Raw genomic sequence first — 13,443 nt, forward strand, 5'->3', positions numbered from 1 at the left:
GTGGATCACTCCGCTGCCCCCGTCGCTCACCGCGTTGGGGGGAAGGTTCACATGGCTCAGTTCTCAATGGAAATTATCTGCCTAACTGGCTCAGTTCTGCGTGGAAACCAACATCGTTGGTGCTTAATCCTGCGCTTTCGGTCGCTTGGCCCAATATCGCCTTCCAGCGGCCCGCTACGGGATATTTGCGCGTGACGCATGTGCCGAACACATCACGACGCCGGTTCGTCGGGTCCACGGCACCTCATCAACGACGCGGAATTCTTCAGATTGACGTGTTCCTGCCGTTGAACGGTGGAGCAACGAAGGCGACGGAAAATGCAGGCAAGGTTGCTGAGCATTTCCCGACTGACCTTAAACTGCCGAAAGACGGATTGTCCGTTCGCATCACCAAGGCACCCGACATCGCACAAGGGTTCAGCGATGAGACGCACTGGCAAGTGCCGGTGACAATCTCATACGACTGTTTCGCCTAACATTCATCCGGCCTGAGCCGTTAACAGCCCCGCTCCGGGGCTTTTTTCATATGGAGAAGACCCATGATTACAACTGCTTCGGGCTCTACGATTGCTATCGGGCCTGCAACTCCAGTAACCGGTGCAAATGAAGCTGCGATCATTGCAGCCTATAAGGCGCTCACGTTCGTGCCTGTCGGCGAGGTCCAGAATCTCGGTGAATTTGGTGATGAGGCGAACGACGTTACGTTCACGAGCCTTTCCGATGCCCGTGTACGCCACCTCAAGGGCGCTCGTGATGCTGGCGTTCTTGCTCTGGTATGTGGCCGTGATCCTCTCGATGCAGGTCAGATCGCGCTGAGGGCGGCTGAAAAGACCAATCTCGCTTATGCTATCCGGGTTGTTGCGAACGACGCGCCAGATGAAACCGGAACCCCAACTGAGTTCTATTTTCATGCGCTCGTACAGTCGGCCAAGGAAAGCTACGGCGAAGCCGATGACGTGGTCACCACAGCTTTCAATCTCGGCATCACGACCGCTGTGTTTGAAGAAGAAGCCACTGCCGGAACACCATAATTCCAACAGCTTATCAACCGTTTCTCCACAGACGTATCAACAGGAAATTCACAGATGGATCTGTCAGTATTTGACGGCGCGGCAAAGGCATTTGACGAAGGTTTCGAGGTGGATATCGTTCACCCGACCACAGGCAAGAAGCTGGGCATGAAGGTTCGGGTTGCGTCGTATCAGTCGCAGCGCGTTCGTGATGTTCAGCGTCGCCTGGCAAATGCCAATATCCGTGACCAGAAGCGAAACCCGAAGAAAACCCAGACGGTTGAGGAAGTCGAAGAACGCGCTATCGACGTGATGGTGGCTGCGGTGCTTTCGTGGGAAGGTTTCGAACGCGGTGGCAAGCCGATCGAATGCACGAAGGAGAACGTTCGTTCCGTGCTGTCGAATCCGGATCTCTGGTTCATTGCAGAGCAGATCGATTCTGCCGCGGATAACCAGTTGGCTTTCATCAAGGCCTTGCCAGCGACCTGATATCGTTTGGTGAGGCCGTATTCGCCATTCGGCGGCCATCTGTGCTGCCTGACTTCCCAGAAGAGCTCATGCACGTCTGGGAATGGTTTCTCGACCTTAATTCTCGACGGTCTGTCGGCATGGCTGCTAACCCTATCTCCTACGTCGATATTGAAGCGTATTGTCGCCTGTATGGCATTGCTATGCTGACGTGGGAGATAGAGATGATCTGCTCACTGGATAACGCGATTCTCGCTGTCACACGATCCGGCCAGAAAACCAAATCCAGCGACCAGTTGAAGAATGAAACGCCAGCCAGTGACGGACATGGCGTCGCATCTCTCCTACGCGGGTTCAGATCGAAAAAGCAGAAGAGATGACAAACGGGGAAGCGATCACTTGAACGGGTCTATTGGTGAATTCTCCGGAATGTCCGTTCTCATCTTGATCGAAAACTTGCCAGCCTCGGCGTCACGGTATGGCGAGCATCGTTCTATAGCAAGTGACGCTGATCTGACGACTTTCTCACCGTGCTTATCCTTTGGGGAGTAATCGGTGACAGAGATATCTTTGACCGCACCTCGCTGATCGAAAACTACATCGAACGACATTTGGACAGGTTTGTCTTCAGCTTCGGCTGGGATGTTCCAGCATTTGTATGCGGCATTCGTCACGCTCTCGGCGTCAAACGCCAGAGCTGGCGAAGCAATGATCGATAGAGCGGCAATAATCATGAATTTCATGTCGAACCCCCAAGGTGAAATATGGCTGATATAGCAACTCTGGGCCTTGAGGTGAACAGCGGGCCAGTCGAGAAGGGTACCCGTGCGCTCGATAAGATCTCAGGTGCAGCTAAACGGGCAGAGGCAGCGGTAGAAGGGTTCTCTTCCACGAGCAGCGGTGCAGCGTCGGCAGCATCGCGTCTTTCAGCTGGTATGAACGGTGCCGAAGCAGGGTTGGAGCGCGTTGCGGGTGCTGCGAAGCAAGCCCAACAGTCCCTTCGGTTAGCCAGCGTTGCCGCCAACGACAACATCCGGGCCGCCAGCAAATTCAATACGGCAAATATCGCGGCACAGTTTCAGGATATCGCGGTATCGGCCCAGATGGGCATGGGTGCTTTCCAGATTGGCTTGCAGCAGGGCACACAGCTTGCAGCAGTTATCAGCATGATGGAGAACCCACTGCGTGGGCTTGGTGCGGCATTCATGTCGGTCATATCGCCCGTCAGCCTCCTGACCATCGGTCTAGTGTCGTTGTCCGCGGCTGGCCTGCAGATGGTTGATTGGCCGAAACGAGCTTCTCAGGCCCTTATCTTCCTTGCCGACAATCTCAAGGCTATTGCTCCTTACGCTGCAACGGCTGCTGCCGCACTAGCGCTGATCTATGCGCCGTCCGTAATCGCCGGGATGGTTTCGCTCATTGCGTGGATGGGACGTGTATCGGTAGCTGCGCTCGGGATGGGTGCATCGTTCGCGCTCGCCAATCCCGCGACCGCTCTTGTGGCTGGGTTTGCAGCAGCAGTTATCGCCGCGAACATCTTCCGCGATGAACTGACCAAGATCATTGGCTTTGATATCGTTGCGGCAACAAAGGAAGGTGTAAACGCGATCATCGGCATATTCGTCGGGTCTTACGACGCGATCGTCGCCGGTTGGTCTAAACTGCCTGATGCCTTCGGAGATTTGGCTTACCAGGCCGCTAATTCATTCCTCGCTGGCATCCAGTTTATGGTTCGTGAGGCCGTCACGCTTGTGAATGGCATGATCGCCAGCATGAATGGCTCGATCCGCGACGGATTTGAAGCCATGGGCCTTAATCGCGGTGATGCTCCGCAGTTGTCGGACCTTGGACAGCCACGGGATTACAAATTTCAACGGCTGGATAACCCTTATTCCGGTTCGGCGAAGTCGTTTGACGACAGTGTCCTAAAATCCATTCAGGACGCGCAAAAGACTGACTACGTCGGCAGCATGTATTCCGCTATCGAAAGCGGAGCATCGGCCGCAGCGGACAAGCTGAGAGAGCTTGCCAAGGGCCTTACCGACGTTGACGATAAGTCGAAGAAAGGCCGCAAGCGGAGAGGTAAGACTGATGCCGAATATTATCAGGACATCATTGACGGTGCTGATCGACGGATAGCGTCACTTTTGGTTGAACAGCAGGCACTCGGGATGACCGAAGAGGCGGCAAATGCGCTTCGGTATGAACAGGAAATGCTCAACCAGGCGCAACAGCATGGTATCGAGCTCACGCCGAAACAGGCTGACTATATCAAGATGCTCGCGGGCACAATGGCTGGTCTGGAATCTGCAATCCAGAAGACGCAGGACGCGATCAACTTCACTAAGGACACGACGAAGGGCTTCTTCTCCGATATGGCGAACGGGCTTGCCAATGGACGAGGTTGGTGGGGTTCGCTCGCCGACGCCGCGGTGAATGCGATCACCAAGATTGCAGATGCCCTGATAGACAGCGGTATTGAATCTCTCTTCGGCGGAAGTGGCTTTGGCAGCCTCTTAGGCGGGTTGTTCGGCGGTAAATCGGCAGACCCGTGGTCAGGCCTTCGGCTTGCAAGCGGCGGCTATGTTTCCGGTCCCGGCTCCGCAACCTCTGACAGCATTCCTGCTTGGTTGTCGAATGGTGAGTTCGTCATGAATGCCCAGGCAACCAAGGCCTTCGGTCCATGGCTTCAAGCTATGAACGATAATAAGTTGCGCGGTTTTGCCTATGGCGGCCCTGCAGACGGAAACGTTGTTTCAATGCCCTCGCGGGCTTCCCTGCCGAGTGTCAGGGAAGCTGCCGTAAACGGTGGCAACTCTCAGGACGTGAACGTTACAACAGATGTAAAGATTTCCTTCGACAAGGACGGGAATCCGCTTGCGGCAGTCGATAGCCGGATCGACCGCAAAATAGCGGCCAACAACAAGAGTTGGGACAAGGGTAGCGCCTTTCGTGCCGCTCGTGATCTGAAACAGGTGAACCAGCGAGGCTATGCCCGATGAGTATCAGCCTCCCTGACTTCATCGAGTATCAGGCTGGCCGTCCGCGACTGAATAAGCCGATTTCCATGTCTCGATATGGCGAACGTGCCATATCGATGATCCAGAACGGTGATGAGTGGTGGACGGTCAATATCGAAACACAGCCAATGTATGATGAAGACTTGGCCGAGTTCGAAGGCTGGCTTGCTCAGGCACAAAACGGCATGGAGACGATTGTTTACGCGGTTCTCGGCAAGCAGTCGCTTCCTCGTGCCTACTGGAACAATCCGAACAGTGCCGTTCCAACTGACAACGGTTCACTGACGTCGGTTACAAATGGCAAGTCACTGCTGATTGGAGGCATAACTGTTGGGCTGGTGATGACGAAGGGCGATCTTATTTCTCTGACATCCGGCGATTATCACAGCCTGCATCGTGTGACAGCCAGTGCAACAGCTGGGGCGACAATAACGCTTCCAGTCGAGCCGCCTGTGCCTTCTTACATCGCAAACGGGGCAACGGTTCACTTCAAAGACCCAGTTCTGAATACCCGGATTGTGCCGGGCTCGACCGAAGTTGAAGACGGCGTAATGCCAACGGCAAAGTTCCAGCTTATTGAGGTGCCGAGGTGATCCGTTAAGATAAGCACTCGGTATCGGGAGAAAGAGGACGCATATGCAGATAAGCGAATATAAAATACGGCCCGGAACACTCGCCGATCTTTCGCTGCTGTCCCTCCATGACTTTTCATTTGAAGTTCAAGATGAGCTTGTTGAACCATTTGAAAGAATGGTTTCCGTTCCGCTGATGGAGCCATATCGCAAAGACTATGGCTTTGATGAAACTGATCTGACGGAATTTCTGACAGACCCTGGCAAACAGCTTTTCATCGCAGTTCGAAATGATGTTCCTATTGGGTATCTTGCAATCAGCGAAGGCTGGAACAAGTACGCTATTGTGGAGGACGTCGCGGTCGCCGCTGGCAATCGAAAGGGTGGTGTCGGAAGGCTTTTAATGGGCTCAGCCGTCCAATGGGCCAGAGACACGGGAATGGCCGGTGTCCGCCTCGAAACCCAATCCACCAACGTTTCTGCGTGCCGCTTCTATAGCAACTACGGATTTTCGTTAGGCGGATATGACAGATTTCTATATCGCGGCCTTTATCCCGAAACACGGGAAATAGCATTATTTTGGTATCTGCATTTCTAAGGGCGCTGTCGCCGTTCCCGAATAGCGCGAACCCACGTGTTGTTGAACATAATAGCCCCGATGACTAACGCGACAGCGCCGATGGCTATCATGCCGATTGCAACGCCCTGGTCTCCGAACTGCTGATACAACCAGCCCGTTTTTTCTACTGCTTGGGCTGGTTTTCCAAGACGGAGCAACCCCTGAATGAGTGCTCCGAAACCGACAATCAACATGCAAACGCTTCTAATCATGGCGTGCGGATAGCAGACGGACGCGGTCGAATCCAGACTACTTGTCTATGGCGCGGCTTTTTCTGGCGTTGGCGTGTCAGCCTTGAATATGAATGGCACCCGCACCTTACCCACTATCGAAGTCTTGTAAGGCTGGCATTTTTTGACGGCCTTCATTGCCGCCAATCCTACGATATAATTGGTAAATCCACCTGATTTCACCAACTCAACATTAGTCGCCTTGCCGTCTTTGTGAAGCCTGAACTCAACCACCGCGTTCCCGGTCTGGTTGAGAGGCATCCTGAAACACTTGCGAACCTGATTTGCCAAACGGAAGGCTTCTTCGCGGCTAGGCGGTTCCTTTGCTATCGAAATACTGGGGGCGAGCGCAATCAGCAACGCGGCGCAGTACGGCAAAATCTTCATACGTAAGCCCCTCGATGTATCCGTTCGGCGGGCAGACTTTAGCGACTTGACTTCGAAAAGGTAAGGCCATGGCTTTCCCAGCACGTCTACAGCAACTGCTCAATGAGGGCAGGGGCAAGATTGCCTCTGCCGTGAAGTTCGAGTTCGGCACCGGCATTTACGGCTTCTTCTCAGGGAAGGGCAGCCAAGATTATGGCGATCTGACCTATCACGGCAATACGCTGATCGATATCGACGAGCCGATGTATGCACTCGGTACTGCAGCGCAGCCGGTGACAATGCGCCTTCCTGCAGCAGCAGACTTCGGCCTGACGCCAGACAAACTTGGGCAAATCGAGCAGGAGGACTACAAGAACCGTCCTGTCACATTCTACGACTTCTATTTCGATCCGGACACGAACGCTTTCCTTCATGCTGAGCCGACCTGGTATGGCTATGTCGATACCATCGATCACCGGGAAGAAAGCGACGAAGTCTGGCTTGAAGGCCATATTGAGACCGGTGCTGTCGACAATTTCCGCGAAGGCTATCGCTACGCTTCACATGAGGACCAGCAGCTTGTTTCAACTGGCGACATGCTTTTCGAACACGCAGCGAGGACCAAGAATGAATTCTTCAAAATCAAATTCGGCTAGGGTTCCCGGCTGGGATCGGGCGCTGGAAGACCTTGCGACGGCGCATGTCTCGATCATCCCGGAATGGGGCGTTTCAGACTGTCTTATGACCGCAGCCGATGCGATCAATGCCGTTACCGGTGAAGACCCGCTCGCCGAGTTCCGAGGTAGGTACAAGACCGAAGCCGGTGCCGCCCGCAAGATGCGCGCCAATGGCTGCGAGAACGTCAAAGACGTGCTTGAATCCTTCCTGCAGCTCGAACCGGTCAATCGGCTCTCTGCTCGCCGTGGCGACGTCGGCGTGATGCTCATCAATGACGAATACGTTGCCGGGTTCATTTGTGGCTCCGGCTTCGCGGTCAAGCAGCCGCACGGGCTCACGTTCTTTCCGGTGACCGATATCGAGCAGGCCTTCAGGGTCGGCAGCTAAACACCACTACAATCAGCGCCTTTGAAAGGTCCGCCAGCCGCGGGCCTTTTTTGTTGCGCCTGCATGAGGCCTCCGTATGCCATTTCTAGCACCGATAGGCGCTTTCATTGGCGGTATCGTGTCGAGCGTGGCCGCATGGGCCGCAGCCAGTCCGATTCTTGCCGGTATCGCGCAGACAGCCTTCGGCATTGCGCTCAAATACGCCGTCAATGCGCTGTTTCCTCCCAAGACGCAAAGCCGCGCTTCCGAACTGGATACTCAGTACGGCGCCAATATCCCGCGCTCGGTCATTCTCGGCACCTGTGCGACCGAAGGCCATCATATCTATCGCAACAGCTATGGCAGCGGCGGGCGTCTGATACAGGACGTGTTCGTACTTTCGAGTTTCCGCATCACGGCTGTTAACCGAGTCCGGTATAATGGCGAGTGGCGGAACCTGACCCAGCAAGACGCAGACGGATACTGGCTTGTGCCGAACGAAGGCACGAGCGGCGATGATCATGATAACGTCCGCGTCAAGTTCTACTACGGTACCATGGATCAGCAGGCCGAGCCGACGCTGATCAATAATGCCCGTCCTGCCGGTCGCTGGACTGCAAACCATCGCGGTGCAGGCGTTGCCTATGCCATCGTGTTTTCGGAACTGCGCAAGAATGGCGATGGCCTGACCTCGCCAGCCAAGCTGCTGTTCGAAGTTGTCGGTGCTCCGCTGTATGACTGGCGCAAAGACAGCACGATGGGCGGTTCGGGCGCGCATCGCTGGAATGACCAAAGTACGTGGGAATATTCCGATAATCCGCCTGTTCAGATTTACAATCTGGAGCGCGGTTTCTTCAACGGCACTCAGCGTATAGTCGGCAAGGCCGTTCGTGCGGGCCGCTTGCCGTTGGCTGAATATACCCAGGCAGCGAACATCTGCGATGAAGTCATGTCGGATGGCTCGAAGCGTTATCGTGCTCATGCGATTGCCAAGGATGGCCCCGGCGCGAACCACGATGCCAACCTTTCACCGATCCTCGAAGCCATGTGCGGCTCATGGGTCGAGCGCGTCGACGGCGAGTTCCCGATTGCGGGAGCTCCACAGGCCATTGTAGCGACCATCACCGATGACGATATCAAGCGCGGTGCACCGCTTCGCTTCAGTGCCAAACGTAAGCGTACCGAACTCATTAACACGGTTGCTGCCTCTTATGTTTCGCCGGATGACTTCTACGAGACGAAGGACGCGGCCACCCGCATCGATGCTGGCGCACTTGCTGAAGATCGAGAGACCCTTGCCAGCGCCATTCCGTACGCCGCTGTCACTGACGTCAGACAGGTGGATCGGCTGGCTGACATCGCTATCCGTGGCGCTCGTTATCAGGCATCGGCAGAGATTGTCGTTCATCCGAAATTCCTCGACACGATCAAGGAAGGCCGCTGGGTTCGCTGGAACAGCGCCAAGTATGGCGACCGCACATATCAGGTACTGACGCGCCAGCTTGGCGGGATCAATACGGATGGCGCTCGCGATATCTCGATTGCGTTACAGCAGATCAGCAATGGTGTGTTTGACCCGACGGCATACGAGACCAACCCGCCGAACATCATCGTTATTCCACCACCGCAATATCTGGCCGAGGTGCAGAATTTCTTCGCCATTCCAATTGTTGTCGTTGCAGATGGACAAGGCGAACTGCCCGGTGTGCGGCTGATCTGGGACCCGATTGACGATATCTCGGTCGTCGGCGTCGATATCGAGTACTGGCCAGCGAACGACCCGTCACAGGTGTTCACCAAGTTCGTGACTTGGGACGTGATCAACGTCCCAATAGTTGAAGGCCTGACCTCGCTGACTGACTGGTTTGTCCGGACCCGCTTGCGCGTGGACAATGGCCGTTCGGTCGCTTGGTCGACCGAAACGCCGTTCACGACACTTAAAGCGGCGGGCGATGATAGCCTGGTTGATTACGAGCGTCTTGACGGTGACGTTAAGGGTCTCATCAACTGGATGACCGATGACCGCCGTGAGATTATTCGGCAGGCTCAGGAGAATGCGACTAAGACCGCTGACGGCATGCTGGCCGGTTATGCGGATAGCCGGTCGCTTCGCCGCGAGCTTGCCAGCACCTACGGCAAGGCGAAAGCTTCGTGGTCGGAAGATATCTATGTGGCGACCGGTCCAAACAGCGCCATCGTGCAGCAGTTGACACAGTTGAACGCCGAGCTTGATGACAAGGCTGACGCCAGCGTCGTGACGCTGCTGTCTACGCGAGTGGATAATGTCGAGGGTCAATATACAGCCGTCGCAGATGCAATCACTGACGTGAACGCATCGGTCGATGGCTCGGTAGCCAACTCCGGTTGGCGTATGACGTCAACGGTTGGTGCGGGTGGCACATCGGCCAGAATATCGGCTTACGCTCGCATCAACACCGGCGACACTTGGAAACAAGCAGGTTGGTTCATCAACGTCACCCCGACGGGAAGCCAGTTTATTGTTGTTTCCAACCAGTTTGCGATTGCCGATCCGAACAATAACGGCACCTTCACCTACCCGTTCGTTGTGCAGAATGGGCAGGTCTACATTCAGAACGCCCGTCTGGGCACCCTGTATTTCGACGTGCTTCAGTCCAACAATAACAAGATGATCATGCGCGGGTACGACAACTTCGCAGATTGGCGGATATTCACATGACCCAGACATTCATTGGCTATAAACCGGGCGTCGGCCCGGTTTTGAAGTGCCTGAAATATGACACTGACGATCCGCTGACGCTGGCAAACACGGCATACGACAGGTTCTTCTTCAATTCGGAGACACAGAACCTGTCTTATGTCTTTACAACAAACGCCTTTTATTATCGAGCTGCCGAAATCTCCGCGCTACCAACTTCATTCAGTATTTCGAATAATCTGGGCAACACGGTAATTACTGGCCGATATGGTGAGGCATCGACGTTTTATAACGTCACGACATACTACAAAATCGCAAGTGCCTATCCGAGTATAGGGTATGTTCCGCTGTCTGAATTCAGGATGGTTAATCTTTTGAATAACCGTGTTGAGTGCGGAAGCTTCTACAATAAGGTCTATGTAGCCGATGGCGGACATAGAATTGTTGATGCGCAACAGTTCTATACCATCATGGGAAGGTGCACGGGGTATATTTCTAACGAAACGACGATGCCGACTGTTTATACAGGTCAAATTTCTAATACTGACAGCGGTCGTGTCGGCGTCGGTGAATGGTTTGTTTGGGAAAGAAAGAACGTCTACAAGGATAATCGCGATCCCAATGCGTTCTTTCCTAACGTTTGGGACTTGCCAGCAGATAACAGCCCGATGCGTTCATATGGCTACATCGCGGGCTTAGAAGGTTTCCGAGCAAATAGCAGCGAATTCATTTTGGCGCGTCCTGGCTTCGACGTGAATACCACCAATGAGTTTGGTACGATCATAAGTAGCCGTAACCGTTCCCCGGCGCTGTGCGTCATGAATGGCGTGCGCAATTCCATTCCGATCAATGGCTCCGTCACTATACCGGCACCTCCGGGTGTAATCCTTTCGCAGCGTGCTGTTGCCGATGTGATGTTTCGAGTTTCCGGGCAGACATGGTGTGTCCCAGGACTGCTATCTGATACGACAGAAGCCGGGAAGTTTGTTGTCAGCTACGAAATATCAAACAACGCCGTTACCTTCCATAACTCTCATAAAGACGTCATCGATATCCGCTATGTAGTTTTCAACGTTGATGATTTCGGAACGTCAACGGGTGGCAACCAAGTGATGTTCCGTGGCAATGATGGGACGCGGGACTTTGTGCAGATCAAGAAACCCGGAACAAGTGACCCGGCCAGTCGCCCGAACGATATCCTGTTCGACAGTCGCTTCCCGCAGTTCCAGATTATTGCTCAAGGGTTTATCCCCATTGGAAGCTTTTCGAACAGTTCGACTTTCGGATCAAAAACCTATCGGCTGAATTTCAATAACTCCGGCTTCGTGCCGTTTCTGAAATATTCGATAGTTTTCCCAAACTGTGTAACCACCCCACTGCTACGATATGAAGTCGGGACAGGCGGAGGTATGGCAAATATCGCCATGCGCGCGCACGTTTCCGATACGTTTGTTGACTTCTTCTGTCAGCCCGATAGCGGGTGGTCAGACGCATATGCAGATGGAAGCAGCTGGAAAAAAGTAGACTATGGCGCACCGATGCAAGGTGTCCGGTACTACATTTTTGGCATCGCTCAATAGCTGACTTTTCAGGAGAAAATCTATGGCTACTTTGTCCGACTATACGTCGGGAACGATTTCGCTCGCCAATGGGTCAGTGACCGTTACCGGCACCGGAACACTGTTCGAAGTGACGCGTTTCCGCGAAGGCGACACTCTCCTAATCCAGAACCTGACGGCCGTCATCGCCAGTGTCGATAGTGACACTCAGTTGACCCTTACTGAGCCATGGACCGGCACAACCATTGTTGACGGCCCGTACCGCGCCAGACAGCTTGGCGATGGAAGCCGGGTCTCGACGCAAGCCGCAACGGTTATAGAACTGCTCGGCAATGGTGTTTTGACCAATCTGGCAGAACTGGGCGTCGAAGAGGGTAAAGCACCTGTCGGCGGCCCAACAGGCGAGTACGAACTTGTCGACACATCTTCGTTCGGCATCCAAGACCCCAACGGCAGCCTTGGCAAACTGGCGGCGCTCACGCTGGCGGCAAACAAGGCAATCACAACGGACGGCAGCGGTAACGCTCAACAGTCTGATCTTGGAACCCTTGGCCGTGCCTTGCTTGCTCTTGCGACCGGCACGAGTGCTCAATATGTTCAGGGTGACGGCACCTTGCAGGTGAAAACCGGCTTGCCGATCAGCACCGCCACTCAGACAGCATTGAATACCAAACTAAGTATATCCTCGGGCGGAACCGTCGATGGCGCCGTGCGGGTCAATAACGCTCTTTATACCTACATCAATCAAACCGGCAGTAATCAATATTCTAATCAGGTTTCGTGCTTCATCGGTGATGGCATCGCATCTCGCTTCATGGCCGAACATGCGCCGGGCTATTATTACGCCACATTGATCCAAACCGCTTATCCTGGTGGCTCACGCGAGTTCCTGTTTAAGAGCGATGGTTCGTTTACGGCTCCGGGCGCAATCATAGGCGCGGCCAAGAACTTTGAAATCGACCATCCGGTTGACCCAGATAATTTCGATCTCCGTCATGCGGCAACCGAAGCGCCAGAAATGCTGGTCGAGTATCGTGGCACAGCGCAACTTGTGAATGGCCATGTCACAGTTGATGTCGAAGAACACTATGGCGTCAAACCCGGCACATTCGGCGAGCTTTGGGTCGATACGTGGGTGACTGCGCTGCAAAATCAGGACGGCTTTGACCGTCTCCGTCCAAGCCGCCTGTCCGGCTCCGTCTTCGAAATATTCTGCGAGAACGAAAATTCTAATGACCTTGTGACGTGGGTCGTCATGGCTCGGCGCAATGATCCTTATGTCCGCTGGGATGGCTGCAAGTTCACTGATGCCGATGGAAAGCTGATTATCGAATTTGAAAAGGAAGATGCGTGATGCCTGAATCGACCAAGGAAGTCTTCGACACTGCAAAAGTTGGAAAGAAAGGCTTTCCGCGCTTTGCTGAAGCTCTCGGCCGGGAACCGCCCATGAAGATCGTTCCTGTCGAGAACGGCGAGCCGCAAACCAATCACCCCGGCATGACGCTGCAGGAATATGCTGCCGCCAAGCGCTGGGAAAAGGAAGTCGGCGGGATCGAGGTCAACGGCCTGACCGTCGCTACCGATGACCGATCGAAGACCATGATCTCCGGCGCGCGGGTGGCTGCTATGGCTAATCCTGATTTCACTACGGCTTGGAAAGGATCTGGCGGGGAATTCGTCCCACTCGATGCCAGGGCAGTTGTCGCCGTCAGCGATGCGGTGCTTGCTCACGTGTCGAATTGTTTTGCAACTGAAGCGCAGGTTCTGGCCGATATCGACGCTGGAGCTATCACTACCGTCGAACAGATCGACGCTGCATTCACAGCTTAAAGCCGGAGCCAATTCCCCGCGTCGCCGCCCACTGAGGCGACCTTTTTC

Annotated in this window: 16 protein-coding genes; 13 read left to right on the forward strand and 3 right to left on the reverse strand. The window is 54.4% G+C overall.

What is annotated here, in order from left to right; translation table 11 throughout:
* The first annotated feature begins 119 nt into the window (after positions 1 to 119).
* The 4 genes from CQZ93_RS06200 to CQZ93_RS06215 all read left to right on the forward strand — a co-directional run bounded on the left by CQZ93_RS06200 (position 120) and on the right by CQZ93_RS06215 (position 1,858).
* Complete coding sequence (locus tag CQZ93_RS06200) at positions 120 to 476, forward strand: DUF4128 domain-containing protein (RefSeq protein ID WP_286153449.1); 357 nt, start codon at positions 120 to 122, stop codon at positions 474 to 476.
* A gap of 63 nt (positions 477 to 539) precedes the next feature.
* Positions 540 to 1,031 (forward strand): phage tail tube protein, encoded by a 492-nt coding sequence (locus tag CQZ93_RS06205; protein ID WP_094515169.1) that lies wholly within the window; start codon positions 540 to 542, stop codon positions 1,029 to 1,031.
* Between the two features lie 54 nt (positions 1,032 to 1,085).
* Entirely contained in the window at positions 1,086 to 1,499 is a 414-nt protein-coding gene (locus CQZ93_RS06210) for a hypothetical protein (protein WP_094515170.1), read from the forward strand.
* Positions 1,500 to 1,540: 41 nt separating this feature from the next.
* The gene (locus tag CQZ93_RS06215; RefSeq protein ID WP_422616078.1) at positions 1,541 to 1,858 is read left to right on the forward strand and encodes a phage tail assembly chaperone; all 318 of its coding nucleotides are present in this window, start codon (positions 1,541 to 1,543) and stop codon (positions 1,856 to 1,858) included.
* Between the two features lie 15 nt (positions 1,859 to 1,873).
* Here CQZ93_RS06215 and CQZ93_RS06220 read toward each other — a convergent pair whose 3' ends face one another.
* Complete coding sequence (locus CQZ93_RS06220; protein WP_146114430.1) at positions 1,874 to 2,221, reverse strand: hypothetical protein; 348 nt, start codon at positions 2,219 to 2,221, stop codon at positions 1,874 to 1,876.
* A 21-nt stretch (positions 2,222 to 2,242) separates the two neighbouring features.
* Between CQZ93_RS06220 and CQZ93_RS06225 the strand changes: the two genes are divergently transcribed.
* The 3 genes from CQZ93_RS06225 to CQZ93_RS06235 are packed head-to-tail and all read left to right on the forward strand — an operon-like array spanning position 2,243 to position 5,668.
* A complete protein-coding gene (locus tag CQZ93_RS06225; protein WP_105541816.1) occupies positions 2,243 to 4,480 on the forward strand; it encodes a phage tail length tape measure family protein in 2,238 nt (745 codons plus the stop codon).
* The gene (locus tag CQZ93_RS06230; protein WP_105541817.1) at positions 4,477 to 5,091 is read left to right on the forward strand and encodes a hypothetical protein; all 615 of its coding nucleotides are present in this window, start codon (positions 4,477 to 4,479) and stop codon (positions 5,089 to 5,091) included. The genes CQZ93_RS06225 and CQZ93_RS06230 overlap by 4 nt, the downstream gene beginning before the upstream one ends.
* 43 nt (positions 5,092 to 5,134) lie before the next feature.
* Positions 5,135 to 5,668: a GNAT family N-acetyltransferase gene (locus CQZ93_RS06235; RefSeq protein ID WP_105541818.1), complete on the forward strand. Its 534-nt coding sequence runs from the start codon at positions 5,135 to 5,137 to the stop codon at positions 5,666 to 5,668.
* On the opposite strand, the gene CQZ93_RS06240 is transcribed toward CQZ93_RS06235, so the two are convergent.
* Positions 5,665 to 5,883, reverse strand: a complete 219-nt coding sequence (locus CQZ93_RS06240; RefSeq protein WP_105541819.1) for a hypothetical protein — start codon at positions 5,881 to 5,883, stop codon at positions 5,665 to 5,667. The genes CQZ93_RS06235 and CQZ93_RS06240 overlap by 4 nt on opposite strands.
* A 63-nt stretch (positions 5,884 to 5,946) precedes the next feature.
* Positions 5,947 to 6,306: an energy transducer TonB family protein gene (locus CQZ93_RS06245; protein ID WP_105541820.1), complete on the reverse strand. Its 360-nt coding sequence runs from the start codon at positions 6,304 to 6,306 to the stop codon at positions 5,947 to 5,949.
* Positions 6,307 to 6,374: 68 nt separating this feature from the next.
* Here CQZ93_RS06245 and CQZ93_RS06250 point away from each other — a divergent pair, with 68 nt between their 5' ends.
* The 6 genes from CQZ93_RS06250 to CQZ93_RS06275 all read left to right on the forward strand — a co-directional run bounded on the left by CQZ93_RS06250 (position 6,375) and on the right by CQZ93_RS06275 (position 13,395).
* Entirely contained in the window at positions 6,375 to 6,941 is a 567-nt protein-coding gene (locus tag CQZ93_RS06250) for a hypothetical protein (protein ID WP_105541821.1), read from the forward strand.
* Positions 6,913 to 7,350: a DUF6950 family protein gene (locus tag CQZ93_RS06255; protein ID WP_105541822.1), complete on the forward strand. Its 438-nt coding sequence runs from the start codon at positions 6,913 to 6,915 to the stop codon at positions 7,348 to 7,350. The genes CQZ93_RS06250 and CQZ93_RS06255 overlap by 29 nt, the downstream gene beginning before the upstream one ends.
* 76 nt (positions 7,351 to 7,426) lie before the next feature.
* Positions 7,427 to 10,027 carry a phage tail tip fiber protein gene (locus CQZ93_RS06260; RefSeq protein WP_105541823.1) on the forward strand — a complete coding sequence of 867 codons (2,601 nt, stop codon included), beginning with the start codon at positions 7,427 to 7,429 and terminating at the stop codon, positions 10,025 to 10,027.
* Positions 10,024 to 11,586 (forward strand): hypothetical protein, encoded by a 1,563-nt coding sequence (locus CQZ93_RS06265; protein ID WP_105541824.1) that lies wholly within the window; start codon positions 10,024 to 10,026, stop codon positions 11,584 to 11,586. The genes CQZ93_RS06260 and CQZ93_RS06265 overlap by 4 nt, the downstream gene beginning before the upstream one ends.
* A 22-nt stretch (positions 11,587 to 11,608) precedes the next feature.
* Positions 11,609 to 12,919 carry a hypothetical protein gene (locus tag CQZ93_RS26845; protein ID WP_286152285.1) on the forward strand — a complete coding sequence of 437 codons (1,311 nt, stop codon included), beginning with the start codon at positions 11,609 to 11,611 and terminating at the stop codon, positions 12,917 to 12,919.
* Entirely contained in the window at positions 12,919 to 13,395 is a 477-nt protein-coding gene (locus CQZ93_RS06275) for a DUF4376 domain-containing protein (RefSeq protein ID WP_105541825.1), read from the forward strand. Before CQZ93_RS26845 ends, CQZ93_RS06275 begins: the two co-directional genes overlap by 1 nt.
* Positions 13,396 to 13,443 lie beyond the last annotated feature (48 nt).

Origin of the sequence: Ochrobactrum vermis, from assembly GCF_002975205.1 — a bacterium.
Taxonomy (GTDB): Bacteria; Pseudomonadota; Alphaproteobacteria; order Rhizobiales; family Rhizobiaceae; genus Brucella; species Brucella vermis.

What these genes read in the sequence shown, in the direction of transcription:
- CQZ93_RS06205 (WP_094515169.1), top strand. Translation starts at nt 540, where the DNA reads ATGATTACAACTGCTTCGGGCTCTACGATTGCTATCGGGCCTGCAACT.
- CQZ93_RS06210 (WP_094515170.1), top strand. Translation starts at nt 1,086, where the DNA reads ATGGATCTGTCAGTATTTGACGGCGCGGCAAAGGCATTTGACGAAGGT.
- CQZ93_RS06220 (WP_146114430.1), bottom strand. Translation starts at nt 2,221, where the DNA reads ATGAAATTCATGATTATTGCCGCTCTATCGATCATTGCTTCGCCAGCT.
- CQZ93_RS06225 (WP_105541816.1), top strand. Translation starts at nt 2,243, where the DNA reads ATGGCTGATATAGCAACTCTGGGCCTTGAGGTGAACAGCGGGCCAGTC.
- CQZ93_RS06230 (WP_105541817.1), top strand. Translation starts at nt 4,477, where the DNA reads ATGAGTATCAGCCTCCCTGACTTCATCGAGTATCAGGCTGGCCGTCCG.
- CQZ93_RS06235 (WP_105541818.1), top strand. Translation starts at nt 5,135, where the DNA reads ATGCAGATAAGCGAATATAAAATACGGCCCGGAACACTCGCCGATCTT.
- CQZ93_RS06240 (WP_105541819.1), bottom strand. Translation starts at nt 5,883, where the DNA reads ATGTTGATTGTCGGTTTCGGAGCACTCATTCAGGGGTTGCTCCGTCTT.
- CQZ93_RS06245 (WP_105541820.1), bottom strand. Translation starts at nt 6,306, where the DNA reads ATGAAGATTTTGCCGTACTGCGCCGCGTTGCTGATTGCGCTCGCCCCC.
- CQZ93_RS06250 (WP_105541821.1), top strand. Translation starts at nt 6,375, where the DNA reads ATGGCTTTCCCAGCACGTCTACAGCAACTGCTCAATGAGGGCAGGGGC.
- CQZ93_RS06255 (WP_105541822.1), top strand. Translation starts at nt 6,913, where the DNA reads ATGAATTCTTCAAAATCAAATTCGGCTAGGGTTCCCGGCTGGGATCGG.
- CQZ93_RS06260 (WP_105541823.1), top strand. Translation starts at nt 7,427, where the DNA reads ATGCCATTTCTAGCACCGATAGGCGCTTTCATTGGCGGTATCGTGTCG.
- CQZ93_RS06265 (WP_105541824.1), top strand. Translation starts at nt 10,024, where the DNA reads ATGACCCAGACATTCATTGGCTATAAACCGGGCGTCGGCCCGGTTTTG.
- CQZ93_RS26845 (WP_286152285.1), top strand. Translation starts at nt 11,609, where the DNA reads ATGGCTACTTTGTCCGACTATACGTCGGGAACGATTTCGCTCGCCAAT.
- CQZ93_RS06275 (WP_105541825.1), top strand. Translation starts at nt 12,919, where the DNA reads ATGCCTGAATCGACCAAGGAAGTCTTCGACACTGCAAAAGTTGGAAAG.